The following is a 23979-nucleotide window of genomic DNA, read 5'->3' on the forward strand; positions in this document are numbered from 1 at the left end:
GGAGGCCCGGTGCCAGCTGGCACCGGGCCTCCGGTCCGTCCTCCGGCGGCGCCTGCGCCGGCGACAGCGCCGGTCGGCACGGTGCGTGCTTCGCGCTTCCGTGCGGGGTTGATCGCCCCGTGCGAGCCTGCAGGTTCGCACGCAGCGGCTGCCGCCGCACGAGCCAGCCAACCTCGCACCGTGCCGAACCGCGCCGCTCGCGCCCAGCGGCGGGGACACCGCACGGAACCCGCGGCGTCGGCCCGTCGCCACTAGGCTTGCCCCGTGGTCACACGGCTTTCGCATCTGTTCCTCCGTACGCTCCGCGACGACCCCTCCGACGCCGAGGTGACGAGCCACAAGCTGCTCGTCCGCGCCGGGTACGTCCGTCGCCAGTCCCCGGGGATCTTCGCCTGGCTGCCGCTCGGCCTCCGGGTGCGCGCCAAGATCGAGGCGATCATCCGCGACGAGATGGTCGCAGCCGGTGCGCAGGAGGTCCTGCTGCCCGCGCTCCTGCCGCGTGAGCCGTACGAGGCGACGAACCGCTGGACCGAGTACGGCGACGGCATGTTCCGCCTGCAGGACCGCAAGGGGTCCGACTACCTGCTCGCCCCCACGCACGAGGAGATGTTCGCGCTCCTGGTGAAGGACCTGTACTCGTCCTACAAGGACCTGCCGGTCACGCTGTTCCAGATCCAGGACAAGTACCGCGACGAGGCCCGGCCCCGCGCCGGGCTCCTGCGTGGCCGCGAGTTCACCATGAAGGACGCGTACTCGTTCGACCTCACCGACGAGGGCCTCGAGCGCAGCTACCAGGTCATGCGCGACGCGTACGAGAAGATCTTCGCCCGCCTCGGCCTCGACTACGTCATCGTCAAGGCCGACGCCGGCGCGATGGGCGGCTCGAAGTCCGAGGAGTTCCTGCACCCGATCGGCGTCGGCGAGGACACCTTCGTCCGCAGCGCCGGCGGCTACGCGGCCAACGTCGAGGCGTACGTCACCCCCGTCCCCGAGTCGCTGCCGATCGAGGGTCAGCCCGAGCCCGTGCTGCTGCCGGTGTCGGACACCCCGACGATCGACACGCTCGTCGCCCACGCGAACCAGGTCGCGCCGCGCGAGGGCGCCCCGTGGACCGCGGCCGACACGCTGAAGAACGTCGTCCTGGCGCTCACCCACCTCGACGGCACGCGCGAGGTCGTGGTCGTCGGCCTGCCCGGTGACCGTGACGTCGACCTGAAGCGCGCCGAGGTGTCGTTCGCCCCGGCCGAGGTCGAGGCCGCCGGCGACGACGACTTCAAGAAGCACCGTGGCCTGGTGAAGGGCTACATCGGCCCGCAGGTCCTCGGCGCCGACAGCGCCACCGGCCTCCGCTACTTCGTCGACCCGCGTGTGGTCGACGGCACGAACTGGATCACCGGCGCCAACGAGCGCGGCGTGCACGTGTCCGGCCTCGTCGCCGGCCGTGACTTCGTGGCCGACGGTGTCGTCGAGGTCTCCGACGTCCGCGCCGGTGACCCGTCGCCGGACGGCTCCGGCCCGCTCGAGACCGCGCGTGGCATGGAGATCGGGCACGTCTTCCAGCTCGGTCGCAAGTACGCCGAGGCGCTCGGTCTCAAGGTGCAGGACGAGAACGGCAAGCTCGCCACGGTCACGATGGGCTCGTACGGCATCGGCGTGACCCGCATCCTCGCCATCCTGGCCGAGTCCCACAACGACGAGAAGGGCCTGGTCTGGCCGAAGAACGTCGCGCCGTTCGACGTGCACATCGTCGCCACCGGCCGTGACCAGGTCGCCTACGAGCTGGCGGCCTCCGTCGTCGCCGAGCTCGAGGGCGAGCGGTTCGACGTGCTGTACGACGACCGCCCCAAGGTCTCGCCCGGCGTGAAGCTCCGCGACGCCGAGCTGCTCGGCATGCCGATCGTCGTCGTCGCCGGCCGCGGCGCCGCCGAGGGCGTCGTCGAGCTGTGGGACCGCGCGACCGGCGACCGCCGCGACGTGCCGGTGGCCGAGCTGCTCGACGCGGTCCGCGCGATCTAGACGCCACCCCTGACGGACAGGAGGCCCGTGGCGACGCCGCCACGGGCCTCCTGTCCGTCTCCTGGTTCTGGGGTACGCTTGTGGCCGACTTCTGCGCAGTTCCACCCCGCAGGAGCGACTCATCTGAATACGGAGGCACCTCGGTGAAGATCGATCTCGCAGTCCTGCGACTCATGGAGCGCGAGCGGGAGATCCCGTTCGACGAGCTCGTCCAGATCATCGAATCTGCCATCCTGACCGCCTACCAGAAGCACGCCGACGAGAACGGCGAGCCGGCCCACGCGCAGTCGCGTGTGGAGCTCGACCGCAAGTCCGGCGAGGTCAGCGTCTACGTCCCCGAGCTCGACGACGAGGGCACCGTCATCGGTGAAGCCGTCGACCAGCCGAGCGACTTCGGACGCATCGCCGCCTTCGCGGCGAAGCAGGTCATCAACCAGCGCCTGCGCGACATCGGCGACGACAAGATCCTCGGCGAGTTCCGCGGCAAGGAAGGCGACATCGTCGCGGGCGTGGTCCAGCAGGGCCCGAACCCGAAGATGGTGCACGTCGACCTCGGCACGATCGAGGCGATCCTGCCGCCCGAAGAGCAGGTGCCGGGGGAGTCGTACAAGCACGGCTCCCGCATCCGCGTCTACGTGACGAGCGTCGCCCGTGGCAACAAGGGCCCGCAGATCATCGTGTCGCGCACGCACCCGGGCCTCGTCCGGAAGCTCTTCGCACTCGAGGTCCCGGAGATCGCGTCCGGTGTCGTCGAGATCACCTCGCTCGCCCGCGAGGCCGGCCACCGTACGAAGATCGCCGTCAAGGCGAACGAGCCGGGTGTGAACGCGAAGGGTGCCTGCATCGGCGAGCTCGGCGCACGTGTCCGTGCGGTCACGAACGAGCTCGGTGCCGAGAAGATCGACATCGTCGACTACTCGTCCGACCTGGCGTCGTTCGTCGCGAGCGCCCTGTCGCCGGCCAAGGTGACGAGCGCGTTCGTGCTCGACGCCTCGACGAAGGCCGTCCGCGCGCTCGTGCCGGACTACCAGCTGTCGCTCGCGATCGGCAAGGAAGGGCAGAACGCCCGCCTCGCCGCGAAGCTCACCGGTGCCCGCATCGACATCCAGCCGGACTCCATCCTGGACGGCGAGGACTAGGACGATTTCGCTCCCGGCGCGCCCTGCGAGGGCGCGCCGGATCGCGCACGTCCGAGGCAAGGAGTAGAGTGGTTCCCGTCAGAACGTGCATCGGCAGTCGTCGTCGCGCTTCCCGATCCTCCCTCCTCCGAGTCGTCGCCCTGAGCGATGGCCGTGTCGTGGCGGATCCGAAGGCAGTCATGCCGGGCCGGGGAGCGTGGCTCACACCGACCGTCGATGCCTACGATCTGGCCGTCAAGCGCAGGGCTTTCCGCCGTGCGCTCCGGTTGGATCGCGATCCCGACACGTCCGCGGTGCTCGACCACATCGTCGGTCTCCCACAGGAACCGGCCGAGCGCCCGGACATGACAGAACAGGCTGAACGGCTTATGGACAACTGATGAGCGGCTCGAAATGAGACCCGTCATCCATTGAGTCCTGCCCCTTCACGGGGTGGGACCCGTGAAGGAGAACAGTGGCTAAACCACGCGTACACGAGATCGCAAGCGAACTCGGCGTCGACAGCAAGACCGCACTCGAGAAGCTCAAGGAGCTCGGCGAGTTCGTCCGGGGTGCCAGCTCGAGCATCGAGCCCCCCGTGGCACGGAAGCTCCGTGCCGCCCTCCAGGCAGACGGCGCCCCCGCGGCGAAGCCCGCCGCCTCGTCCGCGCCGAGCGCACCCGCCAAGGCCAGCGCGCCGAAGTCGAGTGCACCCAAGCCCGGCGGCCCCCGTCCGGGTCCGGCTCGTCCGGCACCGGCTCCCGAGCCCGAGGCCCCGGCAGCACCCGCTGCCGACGTCCCCGCACCGGCCGCACCGAAGTCCGTCGCCCAGCGACAGGCCGAGGCCGAGGCTGCGCAGAAGGCCCGTGCCGAGAAGCAGGCCGCTGAGAAGCAGGCCGCCGAGCAGGCAGGCGGGTCGACCGACGCTGCTCCGAAGTCCGACGCCGTGAAGCCGGGCACCAGCCCGAAGGCTCCCGCGGCCGCCGGTCCGAAGCCGGGTGGCCCCAAGCCCGGTGCACGTCCGGGCAACAACCCGTACTCGTCGAACCAGGGCATGGGCTCGCGCCCGCCGCGCCCCGGCAACAACCCGTACTCGTCCAACCAGGGCATGGGCCAGCGCCCGGCCGCCGGCGCAGCCGGTGGCGGTGGCATCCCGCGTCCGCAGCCCCCGCGTCCGGGCACGCCCCGTCCGGGTGCTCCGCGTCCGGGTGGTCCCGGTCAGGGCAACCGTCCCAACGGCTTCGGGCAGCGCCCGGGCCAGGGTGGTGGCCGTGGCGGCCCCGGTGCCCGTCCGGGTGCCGGCGGCGGTGCCGGTGGCGGCTTCCCGCGTCCGGCCTTCAGCGGCCCGCGTCCCGCCGGTGGCGGTGGCCGTGGTCGTGGCCCCGGTGGTGGTACCGCCGGTGCGTTCGGTCGCGGTGGCGGCAAGAGCCGTGCCCGCAAGTCGAAGCGGACGAAGCGCGCCGAGTACGAGATGCGTCAGGCACCGTCGCTCGGCGGTGTGCAGGTCCCTCGTGGCGACGGCAACACGGTCGTCCGACTCCGTCGTGGTGCGAGCATCTCGGACTTCGCGGACAAGATCGACGCCATGCCCGGCAACCTCGTGACGGTGCTGTTCCACCTCGGTGAGATGGCGACCGCGACCGAGTCGCTGGACGAGGCCACGTTCGAGGTCCTCGGTGACGAGCTGGGCTACAAGATCCAGATCGTCTCGCCCGAGGACGAGGACAAGGAGCTCCTCGAGGGCTTCGACATCGACCTCGACGCAGAACTCGAGGACGAAGACGACGACGTGCTGCAGCAGCGGCCGCCGGTGGTCACCGTCATGGGTCACGTCGACCACGGCAAGACCCGCCTCCTCGACGCGATCCGCAACTCGAAGGTCGTCGAGGGCGAGGCCGGTGGCATCACCCAGCACATCGGTGCGTACCAGATCGTCGCGCAGCACGAGGGCATCGACCGCCCGATCACCTTCATCGACACCCCGGGTCACGAGGCCTTCACAGCCATGCGTGCTCGTGGTGCCCAGGTGACGGACATCGCGATCCTCGTGGTCGCGGCGGACGACGGCATCATGCCGCAGACCATCGAGGCGTTGAACCACGCGCAGTCGGCCGGTGTGCCGATCGTCGTCGCGGTCAACAAGATCGACAAGGAAGGCGCGAACCCCGCCAAGGTCCGCCAGCAGCTCACCGAGTACAACCTGGTGGCCGAGGAGTACGGCGGCGACGTCATGTTCGTCGACGTGTCGGCGCGGCAGAACATCGGCATCCAGGAGCTCCTGGACGCCGTGCTGCTCACCGCGGACGCCGGTCTCGACCTGCGTGCGAACCCCGACAAGGACGCCCGTGGTGTCGCGATCGAGGCCCGGCTCGACAAGGGTCGCGGTGCAGTCGCCACGGTCCTCATCCAGTCCGGCACGCTCCACGTCGGTGACGCCATCGTGGCGGGCACGGCCTACGGCCGAGTCCGTGCGATGACGGACGAGAACGGGGTCGCGGTCAAGGCTGCGACGCCGAGCCGTCCGGTCCAGGTGCAGGGTCTGTCCTCGGTGCCCCGCGCCGGTGACACCTTCCTCGTCACCGAAGAGGACCGCACGGCGCGTCAGATCGCTGAGAAGCGTGAAGCCGCCGAGCGCAACGCCCTGCTGGCGAAGTCGCGCAAGCGCATCTCGCTCGAGGACTTCACCCGTGCGCTCGAAGAGGGCAAGGTCGAGTCGCTCAACCTCATCATCAAGGGTGACGTCTCCGGTGCCGTCGAGGCACTCGAGCAGTCGCTCCTGGACATCGAGGTCGACGACAGCGTCCAGCTCCGCATCCTGCACCGCGGTGTCGGTGCGATCACGGAGTCGGACATCGACCTCGCCACGATCGACAACGCCATCGTCATCGGCTTCAACGTCCGTCCGGACGTCAAGGCCCGTGAGCGTGCGGCGCGCGAAGGCATCGACGTGCGCTTCTACTCGGTCATCTACAACGCACTCGACGACATCGAGCAGTCCCTCAAGGGCATGCTCAAGCCCGAGTACGAAGAGGTCCAGTCGGGCGTCGCCGAGATCCGCGAGGTGTTCCGTTCCTCGAAGTTCGGCAACATCGCGGGTGTCATCGTCCGCTCCGGCACGATCACGCGCAACGCCAAGGCGCGCGTCATCCGCGAGGGTGTGGTGGTCGCCGATGGCCTGGCCATCGAGTCACTGCGTCGCTTCAAGGACGACGTGACCGAGGTCCGCACGGACTTCGAAGCCGGTATCGGTCTGGGGAAGTTCAACGACATCCAGATCGGCGACGAGGTCGAGACGACCGAACTCGTCGAGAAGCCGCGCGACTGATCGCGTGACTCCTCTGGGCCCCGGCCTCCCCACGCGGGAGGCCGGGGCCCGACCCCTTTCCCACGCAGGACCACCGGCGGGAAGCGTCCCGCCACTGCCTCAGGAGGCACCCAATGGCCGATCCGCAGCGCGCACGCAAGATGGCGGACCGCATCAAGGAAGTCGTCGCACGTCGACTCGACAAGGGTCTGCGGGACCCGCGACTCGGGTTCGTCACGATCACCGACGTCCGTGTGACCGGTGACCTGCAGCACGCGTCGATCTTCTACACCGTGTACGGCACCGACGAGGAGCGTGCGGACTCCGCCGCGGCGCTCAAGGCCGCGACCGGCATGCTCCGGTCCGAGGTCGGCAAGAACATCACCGCCCGGCTCACGCCGTCGCTCGAGTTCATCGCCGACGCCCTGCCCGAGACCTCGGCGCACATGGAGGACCTGCTCGTGCAGGCCCAGGTGCGCGACGAGCAGGTCCGCGCAGCCTCGGTCGGCGCGACGTACGCCGGCGACGCCGACCCGTACAAGCGCGACGAGGACGACGACGCCGACGACGCTGCCGAGACCGACGGCTCCGCCGAGCCGCGTTCCTAGACCCCGGGCAGCTGGTAGCCGCTCGCGTCGTCCCCGACGGCCAGTCCGTCACGCAGGAGCGACGCGAGCGCCCGGTCCCGCTGGTCGGCGTCCGGCCACACCGGTTCGATCTCGGACGGGGTGACCGGCACGTCGCTGGCGCGCAGCTCGGCCATGATCAGGCCGCGCACCTGGCGGTCACTGCCGGCGAACTTCGCCTGCCGCGGAGCCCGCGGCCCGTCGTGTTCCGGGTACCCGGCCGCACGCCACGCGCAGCGGTCCGCGATCGGGCACGCATCGCACGCGGGGGAGCGGGACACGCACACGAGCGCGCCGAGCTCCATCACGGCGGCGTTCGTGGCGGCTGCGTCGTCGCGGTCCGCGGGCAGCACGGACTCCATCAGCGGGAGGTCCTGCTTCGCCTTCGCCGGCCCGGGTTCGCCCTGGCCGAGGACCGCACGTGCGAGCACGCGGCGCACGTTGACGTCCACGACCGGGTGCCGGTCGCCGTACGCGAAGACCGCGACGGCCCGCGCGGTGTAGTCGCCGATGCCCGGCAGCGCGAGCAGGGCGTCGACATCGCGCGGTACGACGTTGCCGTGCTCGGTCGCGATCGCGGTCGCCGCCGCGTGCAGCGCGAGCGCGCGTCTCGGGTAGCCGAGCCGATCCCAGGCACGTACCGCCTCGGACGGGGGCGAGTCCGCGAGGTCGCGAGGCGTCGGCCACCGGGTGAGCCACGCCTCCAGTCGGGGGACCACGCGCGCGACCTGCGTCTGCTGCAGCATGATCTCGCTGACGAGCGTCCCCCACGCGGGGAAGCCGGGTCGGCGCCACGGCAGGTCCCGCGCCTGCTGCCGGAACCACGCGATCAGCGGGGTCGCGATGTCGGGCCGTTCCGGCGTGGCCGGCTCCTGCACACCGCGTCGCGCGGTCGGTTTGTCCACATCCGGTCTGGAGGCCCGACTCGCGTTCACCTCGACAGCCTACGGTGGACGCATGGCACGCTGGGCACCCGAAGAGACCGACACGATGGCTGCGATCGCTGCAGAGGCGATCGCGCAGGTCGGCACGAACCGCACCGTCATCGGCATCGACGGGCAGGACGGCACCGACCTCGAGCGGGTCGCGGCCGCGCTCGTCACCGGTTTCGAGCAGCACGGGATCTCCGCGATGGCGGCCGCCGCGCCGTCCGCCGACCAGGACACGCTCCGGTCCGACCTGGTGACGCCCTTCCGCACGACCGGCGCCGGTGACGGTGTCCTGATCGTGCACGGGCGGGGCATCCTGGCCCCCGGGGTCCGAACGCTGTGGCGCTGGTCGCTGTGGGTCGAGCAGGAGTCCGGCCGACTCGAGCGCCGTGCCGACGTGAAGATCGCGGCCTCCGCGGTCCTCGACGTCACCGATCCCGAGCACCCCCGCCGCGAGTGGAACGACGCCTGCTGACCGGCGCTGGTAATCTCGCCTGGTGCTCGAAACCGCGCCGGACGGCATCCTCCTCGTCGACAAACCGCAGGGGATCTCCAGCCACCGGGTGGTCTCCATCGCCCGTCGGCGCCTCGGCCTGAAGAAGGTCGGCCACGCCGGCACCCTCGACCCCATGGCCACCGGGCTGCTGCTGCTCGGCATCGGGCCGTCCACCCGGTTGCTGACGCACCTGGTGGGCCTCGACAAGACCTACACGGCGACCATCCGGCTCGGTGTCTCCACGGACTCCGACGACGCCGACGGCACGCCGACCGCTGCGGTCGGTGTGGCCGCTGCCGACGTCTCGGACGAGGCCGTCGAGACCGCCGTCGCAGCACAGCGAGGGGTGATCGACCAGATCCCGTCCACGGTCAGCGCGATCAAGGTCGACGGGCGCCGTGCCTACGACCTGGCGCGCAAGGGCGAAGCGGTGGAGCTCAAGTCCCGCACGGTGACCGTCTCGCAGTTCGACGTCACGACGCGCAACGAGCGGACCGTCGCCGTCGACGGCACCGACGTCGCCGTGGTGGACCTCGACGTCGTCGTGACCTGTTCGTCGGGCACCTACGTCCGCGCGCTCGCCCGTGACGTCGGCGCTGCCCTCGGCACCGGGGCGCACCTCGTCGCGCTCCGCCGGACACGCGTCGGACCGTTCGACGTCCAGGACGCCATCGACCTCGAGGACGACGCCGTCGACGTCCGCGCCGCGCTCGCACGTCCGGCGGACATCGCCCGGCGACTCTTCTCGTCGGTGACGCTCGACGCAGCCTCGGCGAAGGACCTCACCGACGGCAAGCGCGTCGCGGCCGAGCACCCCGACTCGGACGGGCCGGTGGCAGCGGTCACCGCGTCCGACGACCGGCTGGTCGGCCTCGTCTCGGTCCGGCGCGGACTGCTCCGGGTCATCACGAACTTCCCGACGCCCGGTGCGTCGTCCTCCTCGCAGACCGGAGCGCGCGCGTGATCGAGTGGTACATGTGGGTGCAGCTGGTGCTCGCCGTGGTGGTGGGGCTCTTCGCGGTCGTCGTGGGGTTCATCGGCTGGAAGCCGAACGACTACACCGTCGGCGCCCTCGTGCTCATCGAGTTGCTGCTCCTGGTGCAGGGCGTCATCTCGATCGTGCTGCCGGCGACGGGCAGTCCGCCCGACGGCAACGCGCTCGAGTTCGGGGTGTACGCCGTTTCGGTGCTGCTCGTCCCGCCGGCCGCGGTCGTGTGGGCACTGATCGACCGCACGAAGTGGAGCACCGTGGTGCTCGGCGCCGGGGCCTTCACCGTCGCGGTGATGGTCTACCGGATGTACCAGATCTGGTTCGCGCTGAACTGACGCCGGAGGTCATGCGCGCAGCCGCGCGTCGGTAGAATCGGTGCAATGGCGACCAGATCCTCACTCGCGACCGGCATCGGCCGCGTCCTCATCGCCGTGTACGGCATCCTCGCGCTGGCGGCGACCGGACGCAGCGTCGTGCAGATCATCGAGAAGTTCTCGTTCGCACCGTTCGCGTACACCCTCAGTGCCGTCGCTGCCGTCGTCTACATCGTCGCGATGATCGCCCTCATCGTGCCCGGCCGCGTCTGGTACCGGGTCGCCTGCGTCACGATCGTGTTCGAGATGACCGGCGTGCTCGTCATCGGCACCCTGTCGCTGTTCGACCGCCAGCTGTTCCCCGACGACACCATCTGGTCGTACTACGGCTTGGGCTACGCCTTCGCGCCGCTCGTGCTGCCGATCGCCGGGCTCTGGTGGCTCCGCAAGCACCACCGCACCGCGGTCACCGAGTCATCGGCACCGGCTGCGTCCTCGTCCACCGCCTCGGCGAGCGAGTAGGAGCCACCGTGCAGTTCTACGAGGACACCGCCGACGTGGCGGACGGGTTCGGCCCGAGCGCCGTCACCATCGGGAAGTTCGACGGCGTGCACGTCGGGCACCGAGCCGTCATCGCACACCTGGAGCGCGCCGCCCGCGAGCACGACCTCGTGGCCACCGTCGTCACGTTCGACCGCCACCCGCTCAACGTCATCGACCCGCCGCACGTCCCGCCGGCCCTGACCAGCACCGCGCAGCGCCGCGAACTGCTCGAGGAGGCCGGGGTCGACGCCACCCTGCTGCTCCGGTTCGACCAGGAACTGCAGTCGAAGTCGCCCGAGGCGTTCGTGTCCGAGATCCTCGTCGACACCCTGCACGCCCGGCTCGTCTTCGTCGGCAGCGACTTCCGCTTCGGTGCGAAGGGCGCCGGTGACGTCGCGCTGCTGCGGACCCTGGGGGAGCAGCACGGCTTCACCGTCGAGCTCATCGACGACGTGGACCTCATCGACGACGTCCGACCCGACGGTGAGCGCCGCGTGTCCTCCACCTGGATCCGGGAGCTCCTGGGCCAGGGCCGCGTGGCCGAGGCCGCACGACTCCTCGGGCGGGAGCACGCCGTGCGGAGCGTCGTGGTGCACGGCAACCAGCGCGGCCGGGCGATGGGGTACCCCACCGCGAACCTCGATCCGGCGTGCGAGGGCTTCGTCCCCGCCGACGGTGTCTACGCCGCCCGGGTGCTGCACGACGGCACCGTCTACCCGGCAGCGGTGTCGGTCGGGAACAACCCGACGTTCGAGGGTGTGCCCGCGAAGCAGATCGAGGCGCACCTGCTCGACGTCGACATCGACCTGTACGGCGACCGGATCTCGGTGCTCTTCGTGTCGTACGTGCGCGGCATGGTGAAGTTCTCGTCGATGGACGAGCTCGCCGCGCAGATGCGGCAGGACGACCTCGACATCCGGCTGCTGCTCGGACTGCCGGCACCGGTCTGACCTGCCGAGCACACTGGTTTCCCCTGACGACGACGCCCCCGTGACCGATCGGTCACGGGGGCTTCGTTCGTGCTGCGTTGGCTCAGCCGCCCAGGGCGTCGAGCCAGATCTTGCGGGCGTCGAGGGCTTCCTGCGCGTCCTTGATCTTCCGGGCGTCACCGGTGGCCTGCGCCGCGGCGAGCTCGGACTGGAGCTTGCCGATCGCGTCTTCCAGCTGGCTCGCGAGGCCGTTCTGACGGGCCTTGCGCTCCGGGTTCGATTCCTTCCAGTGCGCGTCCTCGAGGCCACGGACGTGGTCCTCGATGGCACGCAGCCGGTCCTCGACGCGACGGACGTCGCCGCGGGGGACCTTGCCGATCTCGTCCCAGCGGCGCTGGATACCGGTGAGGGTCTTGCGCGCGGCGACCCGGTCGGTGGCCTGCAGGAGCGGCTCGGCTTCGGTCAGCAGGGCCTGCTTCGCCTCGAGGTTGGCGGAGAACTCTTCGTTCTCGGCTGCGCTCTCGGCGTGGCGCTGCTCGAACAGCACGTCTCCGGCGGCCTTGAAGCGCGCCCAGAGTGCGTCGTCGTGGCGCTTGCCGGCCCGTCCGGCGTTCTTCCAGTCGTCGAGCAGCTGGCGGTAGTCCGGGATCGCGTCGGAACCGCGGGGCGCGAGCGCCTCGGCCTGCGCCACGAGCTCCTGCTTGCGGGTCCGGGCGTCACGGTGCTGTGCGTCCAGCTCGGAGTAGAAGGCACGACGGTGCTGGTCGACGGTGGACCGCGCTGCGCGGAACCGCTTCCACAGGTCGTTCGCCTCGTTCTTGGGGATCCGCGGCCCGTCGTGCTGGTGCTGCTGCCAGCGCGCGAACACGTCGTCGAGCTGCGCCGTGATCTGCTTCCACTGCGCGCGTGCGGGGTCCACCGCGGCGAGTGCCTCGGCTTCCTCCACCAGGGCGGTGCGGTGCGCCAGGGCGTCCTGCAGGGCCTGCTGCGCCTGCTCCGCCTGCTCCTTGGTGAGCGAGCCGAGCTGCTCGGCGAGGACGCCGACGCGGGTCTCGAGCGACTTGATGTCGCCCACCACCCGCGCGTCGGCGACCAGGGCCGTCAGGTGCTCGACCGTCCGGGCGACGTCGTTCGCTGACGCACCGCGCTGGACGCGCTGCTCGGCGATCTTCACCTGCCCCTCAAGGTCGGCGTACTTCCGCGCGAAGTAGGCGAGGGCTTCTTCGGGGGTGGCGTCCGGGTACTCACCGACAGCACGTTCGGTCTCTTCGTACCGGACGTACACGGTCCCGTTCTCGTCGACCCGCCCCCAGGTCGTTGCTTCGTCAGATCCCACAGGTCTCGCCTCGATCGTGGTCGTGCATCGCCGACGTCACCGTCGGCACGGTCAGGTCGTCAGCCTATTGCACGGACGGGCTCCGCCGCCCGACCGGTGCGACGGGTTGTGGACTACTTCTGCTCCGCGATGGTCGCGTCGGTGATCTCCGTCGCCACCTTCGGCTCACCGGTGCCGTCACTGCCGGGGGAGGCGATGCCCTTCGAGGCGATCTCCGACTCGAGCTCGGACAGCCCGCTCGTGACCTTGCCGACGACCGTGTAGCCGCCCGTGGAGGCGTCGAGCGTGGTGTCCCCGTAGACGATGAAGAACTGCGTCGACTGCGAGTACGGGGAGTCCGACCGCGCGATCGCGATGGTGCCCTTCTCGTAGACGCCGTCCTCCGGCACGTTCTCGAGCGGGCCGTACTCGAAGCCGGCGTCGCCGGTGCCGTCGCCGTTCGCGGAGCCGCACTGCAGGAACTTCAGGCCGTCGCTGTCGGCGAGCCGGTGGCAGGTGGTGCCGTTGTAGAACTGCTCACGGATCAGCGAGATCTCGGCACTCGTGGCCTGCGGCGCCTTGGCACCGTCCAGCTCGATGCCGAGGTCGATGCTCTTGTTGAGCGTGAGCGTGCCGGTCCAGGTCGCGCCCTTCGCGATCGACTTGCTCGGCACGTCGCCGGTGTTGCCGGCAGTGGCGCTGGGCGACGGCGTGGCCGTCGACGACGCGGAGGCGCTCGGGGCCGGGGCGTCCGACCCCCGCGACCCGGCGAAGGCGAGCTGCGACCCGGTGGCGAGGGCCGCGACGAGGACGAGGGCACCGGCGCCGATCAGGTTGTCCCGCACGCGGCGGCGTCGCTGCCGCTCGTGGAGCCCCTGGCGGGCCTGGTAGAGGCGGAGGCGCTCGCGCGCCTCACGGTTGTCACGCGCTGGGTTCTTCGGTGCCACGGTGCTGGTCTGCCCTCTCGTCGCAGTGTGCAACGAGCGTAGCCGAACGGTCACCACCACCACCTGGCGGGAGGCGCGGCCTGCGTCGGTGGACCGGCCTACGATTGCAGGATGGCAGCGGATCGTTCGGGAATGCACGCGCCCACCACGGGTGGTCGCGCCGGTCTCGCGCAGGGTTCCGTCCCGCTCGCCGTCCGGATGCGCCCCACCAGCCTCGACGAGGTCGCCGGTCAGCAGCACCTGCTCGGCCGGGGTTCGCCCCTGGTGCAGCTCGCCACCGGCACGCGTGAGAACCCCGGCGGGGTCTCCGTGATCCTGTGGGGACCGCCGGGCACCGGCAAGACCACGCTGGCGCAGGCCATCGCACGGCAGTCCGGTCGCGAGTTCGTCGAGCTCTCCGCCGTGACCGCCGGCGTGAAGGACGTGCGCGAGGTCATGGAGAAGGCGCTGACCCACCGGGACCTGTACGGGTCGACCACGGTGCTGTTCCTCGACGAGATCCACCGGTTCAGCAAGGCCCAGCAGGACGCCCTGCTGCCCGGCGTCGAGAACGGGTGGGTCATCCTGATCGCCGCCACCACCGAGAACCCGTCGTTCTCGGTCATCTCGCCCCTGCTGTCCCGCTCGCTGCTCCTGACGCTCAAACCGCTCACCGATCCCGACCTCGGCATGCTGGTCGACCGCGCGGTGGAGGACCCCCGCGGGCTCGGCGGTGCCGTCGTCCTCGGTGACGAGGCCCGCAGTGCGATCATCCGCCTCGCGTCCGGCGACGCCCGACGTGCCCTGACCGCGCTCGAGGCCGCGGCGGCGTCGGCCACCGCCGCGCAGGACGAGGACGACGACACCGTGCCCGTCGTCGACGCCGACACCGTCGCGGCCGCGGTCGACCGGGCCCTGCTGCGTTACGACCGACAGGGCGACGAGCACTACGACGTCATCAGCGCGTTCATCAAGTCGGTGCGGGGGAGCGACGTCGACGCGGCCCTGCACTACCTCGCCCGGATGATCGAGGCAGGCGAGGACTCCCGGTTCATCGCGCGCCGGATCATCATCTCCGCGTCCGAGGACATCGGCATGGCCGACCCCCAGGCGCTCCCCATCGCGGTCGCCGCGGCCCAGGCCGTGCAGCTCATCGGGATGCCAGAGGGGCGGATCCCGCTGGCCGAGGCCGTCGTGTACCTGGCGACGGCGCCGAAGTCGAACGCCGCCTACAACGGCATCAACCAGGCGATGGCCGACGTCAAGGCGGGGCGCATGGGCACGGTCCCGATGCACCTGCGCGACGCGCACTACGCCGGGGCGAAGCGCCTCGGGCACGGCAAGGGGTACGTCTACTCCCACGACGCCGAGCACGGGGTCGCCGAGCAGCAGTACCTGCCGGACGCCCTCGAGGGCACCGAGTACTACACGCCGACGGCCAACGGCTACGAGCGCGAGGTCGGGCCACGGCTCGAACGACTCCGGAAGATCACACGCGGCCACTAGCGTCGGTGCTTCTGCGCTCGCCCCGATGCTGCTAGCATTGCCGGGCCTACGTCCTGGTCCTCGAGCACGGCTGCGTCGAGGACAGAGTGCCACTCCGGTGGTACGGGGGCAGAGGTTCGGACTGTAGCCGTCCGATCCCACAGGCTCATCCCTCTGGATCCCGTCGTCGGGGCCACCGGCACTCGCGTGCCCGGCCTCCGGTGAGTATTCAGTTCGAACAGAGAAAAGGACCCTGTGTCTACCAAGTCACGTACCCGCAGCAAGACCCGCCTGTCGCGCGCACTCGGCATCCCGCTGACGCCGAAGGCCGCCCGTTACCTCGAGAAGCGCCCCTACGGGCCCGGTGAGCACGGCCGTACGCGCCGTCGTGCGGACAGCGACTACGCCGTCCGCCTCCGTGAGAAGCAGCGTCTGCGCGCCCAGTACGGCATCCGCGAGAAGCAGCTCCGCATCGTCTTCGAAGAGGCCCGCAAGACGAAGGGCCTGACCGGTGAGAACCTGGTCGAGCTCCTCGAGCAGCGCCTCGACGCCCTCGTGGTCCGTGCCGGCTTCGCCCGCACCACCGCGCAGGCCCGTCAGCTGATCGTGCACCGCCACATCCTGGTCGACGGCAAGCTCGTCGACCGCCCCTCCTTCCGCGTCAAGGAGGGCCAGCTGATCCACGTCAAGGCGAAGTCCGAGTCGATGGAGCCCTTCCAGGTCGCCGCTGCCGGTGGCCACCAGGAAGTCCTCCCGAAGGTCCCGGGCTACCTCGAGGTCGAGATCGAGAAGCTCCAGGCCCGCCTCGTGCGTCGCCCGAAGCGCGCCGAGGTCCCCGTGACCTGTGAAGTGCAGCTCGTCGTCGAGTACTACGCAGCTCGCTGATCCACTGATCACACCCGAACGGCGGGTCGTCCTCTCGAGGGCGACCCGCCGTTCGGCGTTCCGGCACCGGCGACTAAGCTTGTCCGGGCATGCACCGCCCGGGTGCACAGAGGGAGAGGCACCGTGAAGCAGCTGTTCTTCGTCGCCGTCGGCATCGTCATCGGGTTCGCCGTCGCACACCGGGTCGCCCAGAGCTCCGGTGGTGCCCGGCTCTTCGCCGAGGTGAACGCCAAGACGAAGGCCTTCACGGGTGCCGTCGCGGACGGCTACCGGTCGCGCGAGGCCGAGCTCCGTACCGACGTCTGAGCGCTCCGACCGAGCAGCCTCGACCCTCCTCCACCCACGACCTGAACCCAGGAAGCACCATGCAGACCGCAGAGATCCGCCGCCGTTGGCTCCAGTACTTCGGTGACCGCGGCCACACCGTCGTCCCGTCCGCGTCCCTCGTCTCCGACGACCCGTCGCTCCTCTTCACGGTCGCCGGCATGGTGCCGTTCATCCCGTACCTGACCGGTCTCATCCCGGCGCCGTTCCCGCGGGCGACGAGCGTGCAGAAGTGCATCCGCACGAACGACATCGAAGAGGTCGGCAAGACCCCTCGCCACGGCACCTTCTTCCAGATGAACGGGAACTTCTCGTTCGGCGACTACTTCAAGGAGCAGGCGATCCAGTTCGCCTGGGAGTTCCTGACCAAGCCGGAGACCGACGGCGGACTCGGCTTCTCGCCCGACGACCTCTGGGTCACCGTCTACGAAGAGGACGACGAGGCGATCGGCTTCTGGAAGCAGCACTCGTCCCTGCCCGACGAGCGGATCCAGCGCCTCGGCAAGGACACCAACTACTGGTCGACCGGACAGCCCGGACCCGCGGGTCCCTGCTCGGAGATCTTCTTCGACCGTGGCCCCGAGTACGGCATCGACGGCGGCCCGGCGACGGACGACGACCGCTACGTCGAGATCTGGAACCTCGTCTTCATGCAGTACCAGATCGCCGACGTGCGGTCGAAGTACGACTTCGAGATCACCGGCGAGCTGCCGAACAAGAACATCGACACCGGCATGGGGCTCGAGCGCGTCGCCTTCATCAAGCAGGGCGTCGACAACATGTACGAGATCGACCAGGTGCGCCCGGTGCTCGACCGCGCGGCCGAGATCTCCGGCCGACGCTACGGTGCCGTGCACGAGGACGACGTGCGGATGCGCGTCATCGCCGACCACGTCCGTTCCTCGCTGATGCTCATCGCCGACGGCGTGAGCCCGTCGAACGAGGGCCGCGGGTACATCCTCCGTCGTCTGCTCCGTCGCACCGTCCGCGCGATGCGCCTGCTCGGTGTCGAGGCGCCCACGTTCCCCGAGCTCTTCCCGGCGTCCCGCGACGCCATGCGCGACGCCTACCCCGAGGTGGCGTCCGACTACGACCGGATCTCCCGCATCGCCTACGCGGAAGAGGAGACCTTCCTCCGCACCCTGGCGCAGGGCACGACCATCCTCGACGTCGCCGTCGAGCGTGCGAAGCAGGACGGCGCCCCGTCGATCGGCGGCGACACGGCGTTCCTGCTGCACGACACCTTCGGGTTCCCCATCGACCTGACGATGGAGATGGCCGAGGAAGCCGGGGTCCACGTCGACCGCACGGCGTTCGAGACCCTGATGTCCGAGCAGCGTGCCCGGGCGAAGGCCGACGCGAAGAGCAAGAAGACCGCGATCGCCGACCTGAGCGTGTACAGCGCGTTCCGGGCCAAGGGCGAGACGACGTTCCTCGGCTACGACGCGCTCAAGGCCGAGACGCGCGTGCTCGGCATCATCGTCGGCGGTGTGAGCGTCGACCGTGCGGTCGCCGGTGACATCGCCGAGGTCATCCTCGGCGAGACCTCGCTGTACGCCGAGTCGGGCGGCCAGGACGCCGACCAGGGCTCGATCGTCGGCAACGGGTTCGACCTCGAGGTCCTCGACGTCCAGCGACCGGTCTCCGGACTGTGGAGCCACACCGTCCAGGTCCGCTCCGGCGAGGTCGGCGTCGGTGACGCCGCGAGCACCGTCGTCGACGCGGAGTACCGCCGCGGCGCGACCCAGGCGCACTCCGCGACGCACCTGGTGAACGCGGCCCTCCGCGACATCCTCGGGCCGGAGGCGCTGCAGGCCGGTTCGTACAACAAGTCCGGCTACATGCGCCTCGACTTCTCGTGGTCGCAGCCGGTCTCGCTCGAGACGCGCTCCGAGATCGAGGAGGTCGTGAACACCGCGATCCGCACCGACCTCGAGGTCTCCACGCGCATCCTGCCCATCGACGAGGCGAAGGCCCTCGGGGCGCAGGCCCTGTTCGGTGAGAAGTACGGCGCCGAGGTCCGCATGGTCGACATCGGCGGCCCGTGGTCCCGCGAGCTCTGCGGTGGCACGCACGTCGCCTCGAGCGCGCAGATCGGGCTCGTCAACCTGGTGGGGGAGTCGAGCGTCGGTTCGACGAACCGCCGCGTCGAGGCACTGGTCGGGCTCGAGGGGTTCCGCGACCTCGCCGTCGAGCGCACGATCGTGTCGCAGCTCTCCAGCGCGCTCAAGGCTCCCCGTGCCGACCTGCCGGCCCGCGTGCAGAACCTGATGGAGGACCTCCGGTCCGCCCAGAAGAAGCTCGCCGAGTACGAGTCGGCGAACCTGCAGCAGCGCGTGCCCGCCATCGCCCGGAACGCCACCACCGTCGGTGCCACCACCGTGGTCGCCGAGACGGTCGACGGGCTGCAGTCCGGTGACGACCTGCGCTCGCTCGCCACCGGCGTGCGGGGCCAGCTCGGTGACGGCGCGGCGGTCGTCGTGCTCGGCGCCGTCGTGGGCGGCAAGCCGATCGTGATCGTCGCGACCAACGACGCCGCTCGTGCTGCGGGCGTGCAGGCTGGCCCCCTCGCGAAGGAGGCCGCCGGTGTGCTCGGTGGCGGTGGCGGCGGCAAGCCGGACCTGGCGCAGGGCGGTGGGACGGACGCAGCAGCGCTCCCCGCGGCGCTGCGTGCCGTGACCGCACGGCTCGCGGGCTGACCGTGGGCATCCGGTCCGGGCGGCGGCTCGGCGTGGACGTCGGACGCGCCCGGATCGGGGTCGCCGTGTGCGACCGCGACGGCCTGCTGGCGACGCCGGTCGAGACGGTCCGTCGCGACGACTCGAAGGACCTCCGGCGCATCCTGGAGCTCGCGGACGAGTACGACGTGCTCGAGGTCGTCGTCGGACTGCCCCTGTCGATGTCGGGTGGGGACACGGCCTCCACCGAGGACGCCCGCGTCTTCGCGGCCCGGATCGCGGCGCGTCGACCGGTGCGCCTGGTCGACGAACGACTGTCGACCGTGACCGCCCAGCGAGGGCTGCACCAGGCCGGCAAGAACACGAAGAAGTCCCGGGCCGTGATCGACCAAGCCGCCGCTGTTATCATTCTGCAACACGCGCTCGACCACGAGCGCAGTGCCGGTGCCCCTCCGGGCACCACGCTTCCCTGACAGGGCTGCCCGGTACCGCACATGGGTGCTCTCGTCGTCAGCTGCGAGGACGACGGTGCCCAGGTGGAGTTCCCGACCGAGAGACCGAGGACGTTGGCAGACGATCTGGACTGGAACGCGATCATCGCGCCCGGCAACGACGCCGAGCGGCGGAAGGCGACTTCCGACCGCACGACAGGCACCGATGACCGCGACGACGCTGGTCAGGTGACCCCACCGCCGGCGCCCCCGATGTCCCGACGCGAAGCCCGCGCCCTCGAGGCCGAACGAGCCCGCGTCGCAGCGACCGACGAGCCGTCGGCCGCCGAACGGACCAACGACGCGCCGGTCGCCGAACGGACCAACGACGCGCCGGCAGCCGCACGCGACGAACGTCCTGCGTCCCCCGCCGACGCACCGATCGCCACCCGCCCCGAAGACCTGCACCCCGAGGTCGCCGCACTGCTGACCGGCGAGCTGCCGACCGAGCCCGCGGCGACCGCCGCGGCCGGTGGGTCCGGAGCCGACGGGACGGACGACGGTGACGCGACCGGCGGCGGTGGCGCCGCGGGAGGCGGTGGCCGCGGGGGACGAGGCGGGGGAGGCCGCGCCTCCAGGCCGCCCCGGGAGCCACGGCCGAAGCGCCGACGCGGACCGCTCGTCGCGGGGCTCGTCATCGTCGCGGTGGTGCTCGCCGCCGGCGTCGGCGCCTACACCTTCGCCGCACCCAAGTTCCAGCAGCTCATCGCGGCGATCAGCGGCGCGCAGGAGCCCGACGACTACACGGGCAACGGCACCTCGAAGGTGACCATCACGATCAAGCAGGGCGACATCGGCGAGAACGTCGCCGCGACGCTGCAGCGCAGCGGCGTCGTCAAGGACTCGAAGGTGTTCTACAAGCTCCTGCTGGCATCGCCGGACGTGCAGTTCCAGCCCGGTTCGTACGCGCTGAAGAAGCAGATGAGCTCGAAGTCCGCGCTTGCCGCCCTGCAGGACAAGGACAACCGCGTCCAGGCGTCGATCATCATCCCGGAGGGCACGGCACTCGCCGACATCAAGGCCGGGATGGTCTCCAAAGCCGGCCTGACCGAGAAGCAGGTCGACGCGGCCGCGAAGGACCTGTCGGCCTACGACCTGCCGTCCGGCGTCACGACGCTCGAGGGCTGGCTCTTCCCCGCGACCTACCCGATCAACCCGGGCTGGACCGCCGAGCAGTACTTCAAGTCGATGGTCGACACCATGAAGGAGCACCTGTCCGCCGCCGGCGTCAAGGAGGCCGACCAGGAGCGCACCATCGTCTTCGCGTCGCTGGTGCAGAAGGAAGCCGGTCTCGCAGCCGACTACCCCAAGGTCGCCCGCGTGTTCCAGAACCGCCTCGACCAGGGGATGAAGCTGCAGTCCGACGCCACGGTCGCCTACGGCACGGGCAACACGCACACCGTGACGACCACGGACGCCGAGCGTGCGGACGCCTCGAACGAGTACAACACCTACGTGCACGAAGGACTGCCGCCCGCACCGATCTCGAACCCGGGTGACATCGCGATCAAGGCCGTGACGAACGAGGCCCCGGGCAAGTGGCTGTACTTCGTGACGGTGAACCTGGAAACCGGCGAGACCGTCTTCTCGGACACCTACGACCAGCACCTGGTGGCGGTCGAGCAGTTCCAGTCGTGGCTGCGGGCGCACCCCGACTACCAGTAGGCGACGACGTCGCACGGACGAACGCTGTGGGAGGATTGCGGCATGCTTCGTTGGTTGACTGCTGGTGAGTCCCACGGACCCGAACTGATCGCCATGCTCGAGGGCCTGCCCGCGGGTGTCCCGGTGTCGTTCGAGTCCATCCGTGCCGATCTCGCGCGCCGCAAGCTCGGCTACGGCCGTGGCTCGCGGATGAAGTTCGAGCAGGACGAGCTGCACGTGTCCGGCGGCGTCCGACACGGCTACTCGCTCGGCAGCCCCATCGCGATCCGCATCGGCAACACCGAGTGGCCGAAGTGGGTCGAGGTCATGAACCCCGAGCCGATCGAGTCCACCGAGATGTCCCGCGGGCGGAGCGCCCCGCTCACCCGACCGCGTCCGGGTCACGCCGACCTGGTCGGCATGCAGAAGTACGGCTTCGACGAGGCGCGCCCGATCCTGGAGCGGGCGAGCGCCCGCGAGACCGCCGCACGCGTGGCGCTCGGCGCCGTCGCGAAGTCGTTCCTGGCCGAACTGGGCATCCGCTCGGTGGCACACACCCTGCAGGTCGGGACCGTCCGGGTCCCCGACGGTACGGACCTGCCACTGCCCGACGACGTGGACCGCCTCGACGAGGACCAGCTGCGCTGCTTCGACGCCGAGACCTCTGCCCGCATGGTCACCGAGGTCGAGGCCGCGAAGACGGACGGCGACACCCTGGGCGGCGTCGTCGAGGTGTTGTTCTACGGCGTCCCGCCGGGCCTCGGCTCGCACGTGCACTGGGACCGCCGGCTCGATGCCCGCCTCGCCGCGGCGATCATGGGGATCCAGGCCATCAAGGGGGTCGAGGTCGGTGACGGCTTCGCGACCGCCGGCCGCCGGGGCTCCGCCGCGCACGACGAGCTGTACCGCGAGGACGGCGAGATCTACCGCACGAGCGACCGCGCCGGTGGGACCGAGGGCGGGATGTCCACGGGCACCGTGCTGCGCGTCCGCGCCGGGATGAAGCCGATCGCGACCATCCCGCACGCCCTGCACACGGTGGACGTCGTCTCCGGTGAGGACGCCTCGGCGCACCACCAGCGCTCCGACGTCTGCGCCGTGCCGGCTGCGGGTGTCGTCGCCGAAGCGATGGTGGCCCTGGTGCTCGCCGACGCGGTGCTCGAGAAGTTCGGTGGCGACAACGTCGTCGAGACGAAGCGCAACCTCGACGCCTACCTCGCCGCGATCCCGGAGACCCTGCGCACGCGCCGGACCGAGCCGTCGGCGACGTCGACCGACCTGTGAGCACCGACGTCCGACGCGCCGACGCGCCCGTGGTCGTCATCGGCCCGATGGGTGCCGGCAAGTCGAGCGTCGGCAAGCGGGTGGCGAAGGCACTCGGCGTCCCGTTCACGGACACCGACCGGGTCATCGTGCGCGAGCACGGGCCGATCCCCGGGATCTTCGCGGACCGCGGTGAGCCGGCGTTCCGCGCCCTCGAGGCCCAGGCGGTCCGGGCAGCGCTCGCCACGGGCGGCGTGATCGCCGTGGGCGGGGGAGCCGTCACCCACGCGGACACCCGGCAAGCCCTGAGCGGCGCGCGCATCGTCCTGCTCACCGTGTCGCCCGAGGCCGTCGCCGACCGGATCGCCGGGTCCGACCGGCCCCTGCTGGCAAACGGCGGGATGGACGCCTGGCAGACGATCATGGACGAGCGGGCCGCCACCTACGCCGAGCTCGCGCACGTCGTGGTCGACACGTCGCGCCGGCCGATGTCCCGCGTGGTCGACGACGTCGTCACGTGGCTGCGCAGCACGACCAGCAGCACCACCAGCACCACCAGCACCGAAGGAGCACCGTGACCGAGTCGACCCTGCCCGCCGGGACCACCGAGATCCGGGTCGGCGGTGACGACGGCTACACGGTGGCCGTCGGCACGGACCTGCTCGGCGCCCTGCCCGCGATCCTGGGCCCGCGTGTCGCCAAGGTCCTCATCGTGCACTCGCCGACGCTCGGTGCCCGGGCGAACGAGCTCCGCGCGCTCCTGGTCGAGGCCGGGCTCGAAGCCCTGATCGCCGAGGTCCCCGACGCCGAGGGCGCCAAGCGCGTCGAGGTCGCGGCGTTCTGCTGGCAGATCATGGGGCAGGCCGACTTCACCCGCACCGACGCGGTGATCGGCCTCGGGGGCGGCGCGGTCACCGACCTGGCCGGCTTCGTCGCCGCGACCTGGCTGCGCGGTGTGCCGTACGTGGCCGTCCCGACCAGCGTGCTCGGCATGGTGGACGCCAGCGTCGGCGGCAAGACGGGCATCAACACGAACGAGGGCAAGAACCTGGTGGGCGCCTTCTACGCGCCCCGTGCCGTCGTCGTGGACCTCGACCTCGCCCGCACGCTGCCGCGCAACGAGATCCTGACCGGGTTCGCCGAGATCGTGAAGGCCGGGTTCATCGCCGTGCCCGAGATCCTGGACATCATCGAGGCCGACGTCGACCGGGTCACCGACCCGACGACGCCGGAGTTCCGCCGGGTCGTCGAGCTCGCCATCGCGCTCAAGGCCGAGGTCGTCTCGGACGACTTCACGGAGCAGGGCCGACGCGAGATCCTGAACTACGGGCACACCCTCGGGCACGCGATCGAACACGCCGAGCGGTACCAGTGGCGCCACGGTGCAGCGGTGTCGGTCGGCATGGTGTTCGCCGCCGAGCTCGCCCGACTCACCGGGCACCTGGACGACGCGACGGTCGACCGGCACCGCGCGATCCTCGAGTCGCTCGACCTGCCGACCTCGTACGGCGTCGGGCGCTGGCAGGGGCTGCTGGCCACCATGCGTCGTGACAAGAAGGCCCGTGCCGGCATGCTGCGGTTCATCATCCTGGACGGCGTCGGCAAGCCCGTCGTGCTCGAGGGCCCCGAGGACCACCTGCTCTTCACTGCCTACCAGGAGGTCGGCGTCTAGCCTGCTCGGTCAGCGCAGGACCTGACGAAT

Annotated in this window: 22 protein-coding genes; 19 read left to right on the plus strand and 3 right to left on the minus strand. The window is 70.7% G+C overall.

What is annotated here, in order from left to right; genetic code table 11:
* Positions 1-264 precede the first annotated feature (264 nt).
* The 5 genes from QRN49_RS03705 to rbfA all read left to right on the plus strand — a co-directional run bounded on the left by QRN49_RS03705 (position 265) and on the right by rbfA (position 7046).
* Positions 265-2016 carry a proline--tRNA ligase gene (locus QRN49_RS03705; protein WP_284753980.1) on the plus strand — a complete coding sequence of 584 codons (1752 nt, stop codon included), beginning with the start codon at positions 265-267 and terminating at the stop codon, positions 2014-2016.
* 143 nt (positions 2017-2159) lie between these two features.
* A complete protein-coding gene (gene nusA, locus QRN49_RS03710; protein ID WP_071414715.1) occupies positions 2160-3155 on the plus strand; it encodes a transcription termination factor NusA in 996 nt (331 codons plus the stop codon).
* Between the two features lie 68 nt (positions 3156-3223).
* Positions 3224-3535: a YlxR family protein gene (locus QRN49_RS03715; protein ID WP_031259737.1), complete on the plus strand. Its 312-nt coding sequence runs from the start codon at positions 3224-3226 to the stop codon at positions 3533-3535.
* Between the two features lie 74 nt (positions 3536-3609).
* Positions 3610-6459 (plus strand): translation initiation factor IF-2, encoded by a 2850-nt coding sequence (infB, locus tag QRN49_RS03720; RefSeq protein WP_284753981.1) that lies wholly within the window; start codon positions 3610-3612, stop codon positions 6457-6459.
* 113 nt (positions 6460-6572) lie between these two features.
* Entirely contained in the window at positions 6573-7046 is a 474-nt protein-coding gene (rbfA, locus tag QRN49_RS03725) for a 30S ribosome-binding factor RbfA (protein WP_111031590.1), read from the plus strand.
* On the opposite strand, the gene QRN49_RS03730 is transcribed toward rbfA, so the two are convergent.
* Positions 7043-7969, minus strand: a complete 927-nt coding sequence (locus QRN49_RS03730; protein WP_502868965.1) for an iron-sulfur binding domain-containing protein — start codon at positions 7967-7969, stop codon at positions 7043-7045. The genes rbfA and QRN49_RS03730 overlap by 4 nt on opposite strands.
* Before the next feature lie 52 nt (positions 7970-8021).
* Between QRN49_RS03730 and QRN49_RS03735 the strand changes: the two genes are divergently transcribed.
* Genes QRN49_RS03735 through QRN49_RS03755 form a run of 5 tightly spaced genes read left to right on the plus strand, consistent with a single transcriptional unit; the run spans position 8022 to position 11287 of the window.
* Positions 8022-8468, plus strand: coding sequence for a hypothetical protein (locus QRN49_RS03735; RefSeq protein WP_111023071.1), 447 nt, complete (start codon positions 8022-8024; stop codon positions 8466-8468).
* A gap of 22 nt (positions 8469-8490) precedes the next feature.
* Positions 8491-9453 (plus strand): tRNA pseudouridine(55) synthase TruB, encoded by a 963-nt coding sequence (gene truB / locus QRN49_RS03740; protein WP_284753982.1) that lies wholly within the window; start codon positions 8491-8493, stop codon positions 9451-9453.
* On the plus strand, positions 9450-9815 hold the full coding sequence (locus QRN49_RS03745) for a hypothetical protein (RefSeq protein WP_071244774.1): 366 nt from the start codon (positions 9450-9452) through the stop codon (positions 9813-9815). Before truB ends, QRN49_RS03745 begins: the two co-directional genes overlap by 4 nt.
* Before the next feature lie 45 nt (positions 9816-9860).
* A complete protein-coding gene (locus tag QRN49_RS03750; protein WP_284753983.1) occupies positions 9861-10316 on the plus strand; it encodes a hypothetical protein in 456 nt (151 codons plus the stop codon).
* An 8-nt stretch (positions 10317-10324) separates the two neighbouring features.
* The gene (locus tag QRN49_RS03755) at positions 10325-11287 is read left to right on the plus strand and encodes a bifunctional riboflavin kinase/FAD synthetase (protein ID WP_071414720.1); all 963 of its coding nucleotides are present in this window, start codon (positions 10325-10327) and stop codon (positions 11285-11287) included.
* 82 nt (positions 11288-11369) lie between these two features.
* Here the strand turns inward: QRN49_RS03755 and QRN49_RS03760 are convergent, their stop codons facing one another.
* A complete protein-coding gene (locus QRN49_RS03760) occupies positions 11370-12602 on the minus strand; it encodes a DUF349 domain-containing protein (RefSeq protein ID WP_110864584.1) in 1233 nt (410 codons plus the stop codon).
* A 113-nt stretch (positions 12603-12715) separates the two neighbouring features.
* Complete coding sequence (locus QRN49_RS03765; protein WP_284753984.1) at positions 12716-13528, minus strand: peptidylprolyl isomerase; 813 nt, start codon at positions 13526-13528, stop codon at positions 12716-12718.
* Between the two features lie 132 nt (positions 13529-13660).
* On the opposite strand from QRN49_RS03765, the gene QRN49_RS03770 reads away from it, so the two are divergent.
* The 9 genes from QRN49_RS03770 to aroB all read left to right on the plus strand — a co-directional run bounded on the left by QRN49_RS03770 (position 13661) and on the right by aroB (position 23949).
* Entirely contained in the window at positions 13661-15013 is a 1353-nt protein-coding gene (locus tag QRN49_RS03770) for a replication-associated recombination protein A (RefSeq protein ID WP_084740335.1), read from the plus strand.
* A gap of 234 nt (positions 15014-15247) precedes the next feature.
* Positions 15248-15877, plus strand: a complete 630-nt coding sequence (rpsD, locus tag QRN49_RS03775; protein WP_017887166.1) for a 30S ribosomal protein S4 — start codon at positions 15248-15250, stop codon at positions 15875-15877.
* A gap of 123 nt (positions 15878-16000) precedes the next feature.
* Positions 16001-16183 (plus strand): hypothetical protein, encoded by a 183-nt coding sequence (locus QRN49_RS03780; RefSeq protein WP_284753985.1) that lies wholly within the window; start codon positions 16001-16003, stop codon positions 16181-16183.
* 59 nt (positions 16184-16242) lie between these two features.
* The gene (gene alaS / locus QRN49_RS03785) at positions 16243-18900 is read left to right on the plus strand and encodes an alanine--tRNA ligase (protein WP_284753986.1); all 2658 of its coding nucleotides are present in this window, start codon (positions 16243-16245) and stop codon (positions 18898-18900) included.
* A gap of 8 nt (positions 18901-18908) precedes the next feature.
* Positions 18909-19352 carry a Holliday junction resolvase RuvX gene (gene ruvX, locus QRN49_RS03790; RefSeq protein ID WP_171907752.1) on the plus strand — a complete coding sequence of 148 codons (444 nt, stop codon included), beginning with the start codon at positions 18909-18911 and terminating at the stop codon, positions 19350-19352.
* Positions 19353-19445: 93 nt separating this feature from the next.
* The gene (gene mltG / locus QRN49_RS03795; protein ID WP_284753987.1) at positions 19446-21035 is read left to right on the plus strand and encodes an endolytic transglycosylase MltG; all 1590 of its coding nucleotides are present in this window, start codon (positions 19446-19448) and stop codon (positions 21033-21035) included.
* Between the two features lie 42 nt (positions 21036-21077).
* On the plus strand, positions 21078-22298 hold the full coding sequence (gene aroC, locus QRN49_RS03800; protein WP_284753988.1) for a chorismate synthase: 1221 nt from the start codon (positions 21078-21080) through the stop codon (positions 22296-22298).
* Positions 22295-22855, plus strand: coding sequence for a shikimate kinase (locus QRN49_RS03805; RefSeq protein ID WP_284753989.1), 561 nt, complete (start codon positions 22295-22297; stop codon positions 22853-22855). The genes aroC and QRN49_RS03805 overlap by 4 nt, the downstream gene beginning before the upstream one ends.
* Positions 22852-23949 carry a 3-dehydroquinate synthase gene (aroB, locus tag QRN49_RS03810; protein WP_111023065.1) on the plus strand — a complete coding sequence of 366 codons (1098 nt, stop codon included), beginning with the start codon at positions 22852-22854 and terminating at the stop codon, positions 23947-23949. The genes QRN49_RS03805 and aroB overlap by 4 nt, the downstream gene beginning before the upstream one ends.
* The last annotated feature ends 30 nt before the right edge of the window (positions 23950-23979 follow it).

This window comes from Curtobacterium sp. ME-Dv--P-122a (assembly GCF_030209645.1).
Classification (GTDB): domain Bacteria; phylum Actinomycetota; class Actinomycetes; order Actinomycetales; family Microbacteriaceae; genus Curtobacterium; species Curtobacterium flaccumfaciens.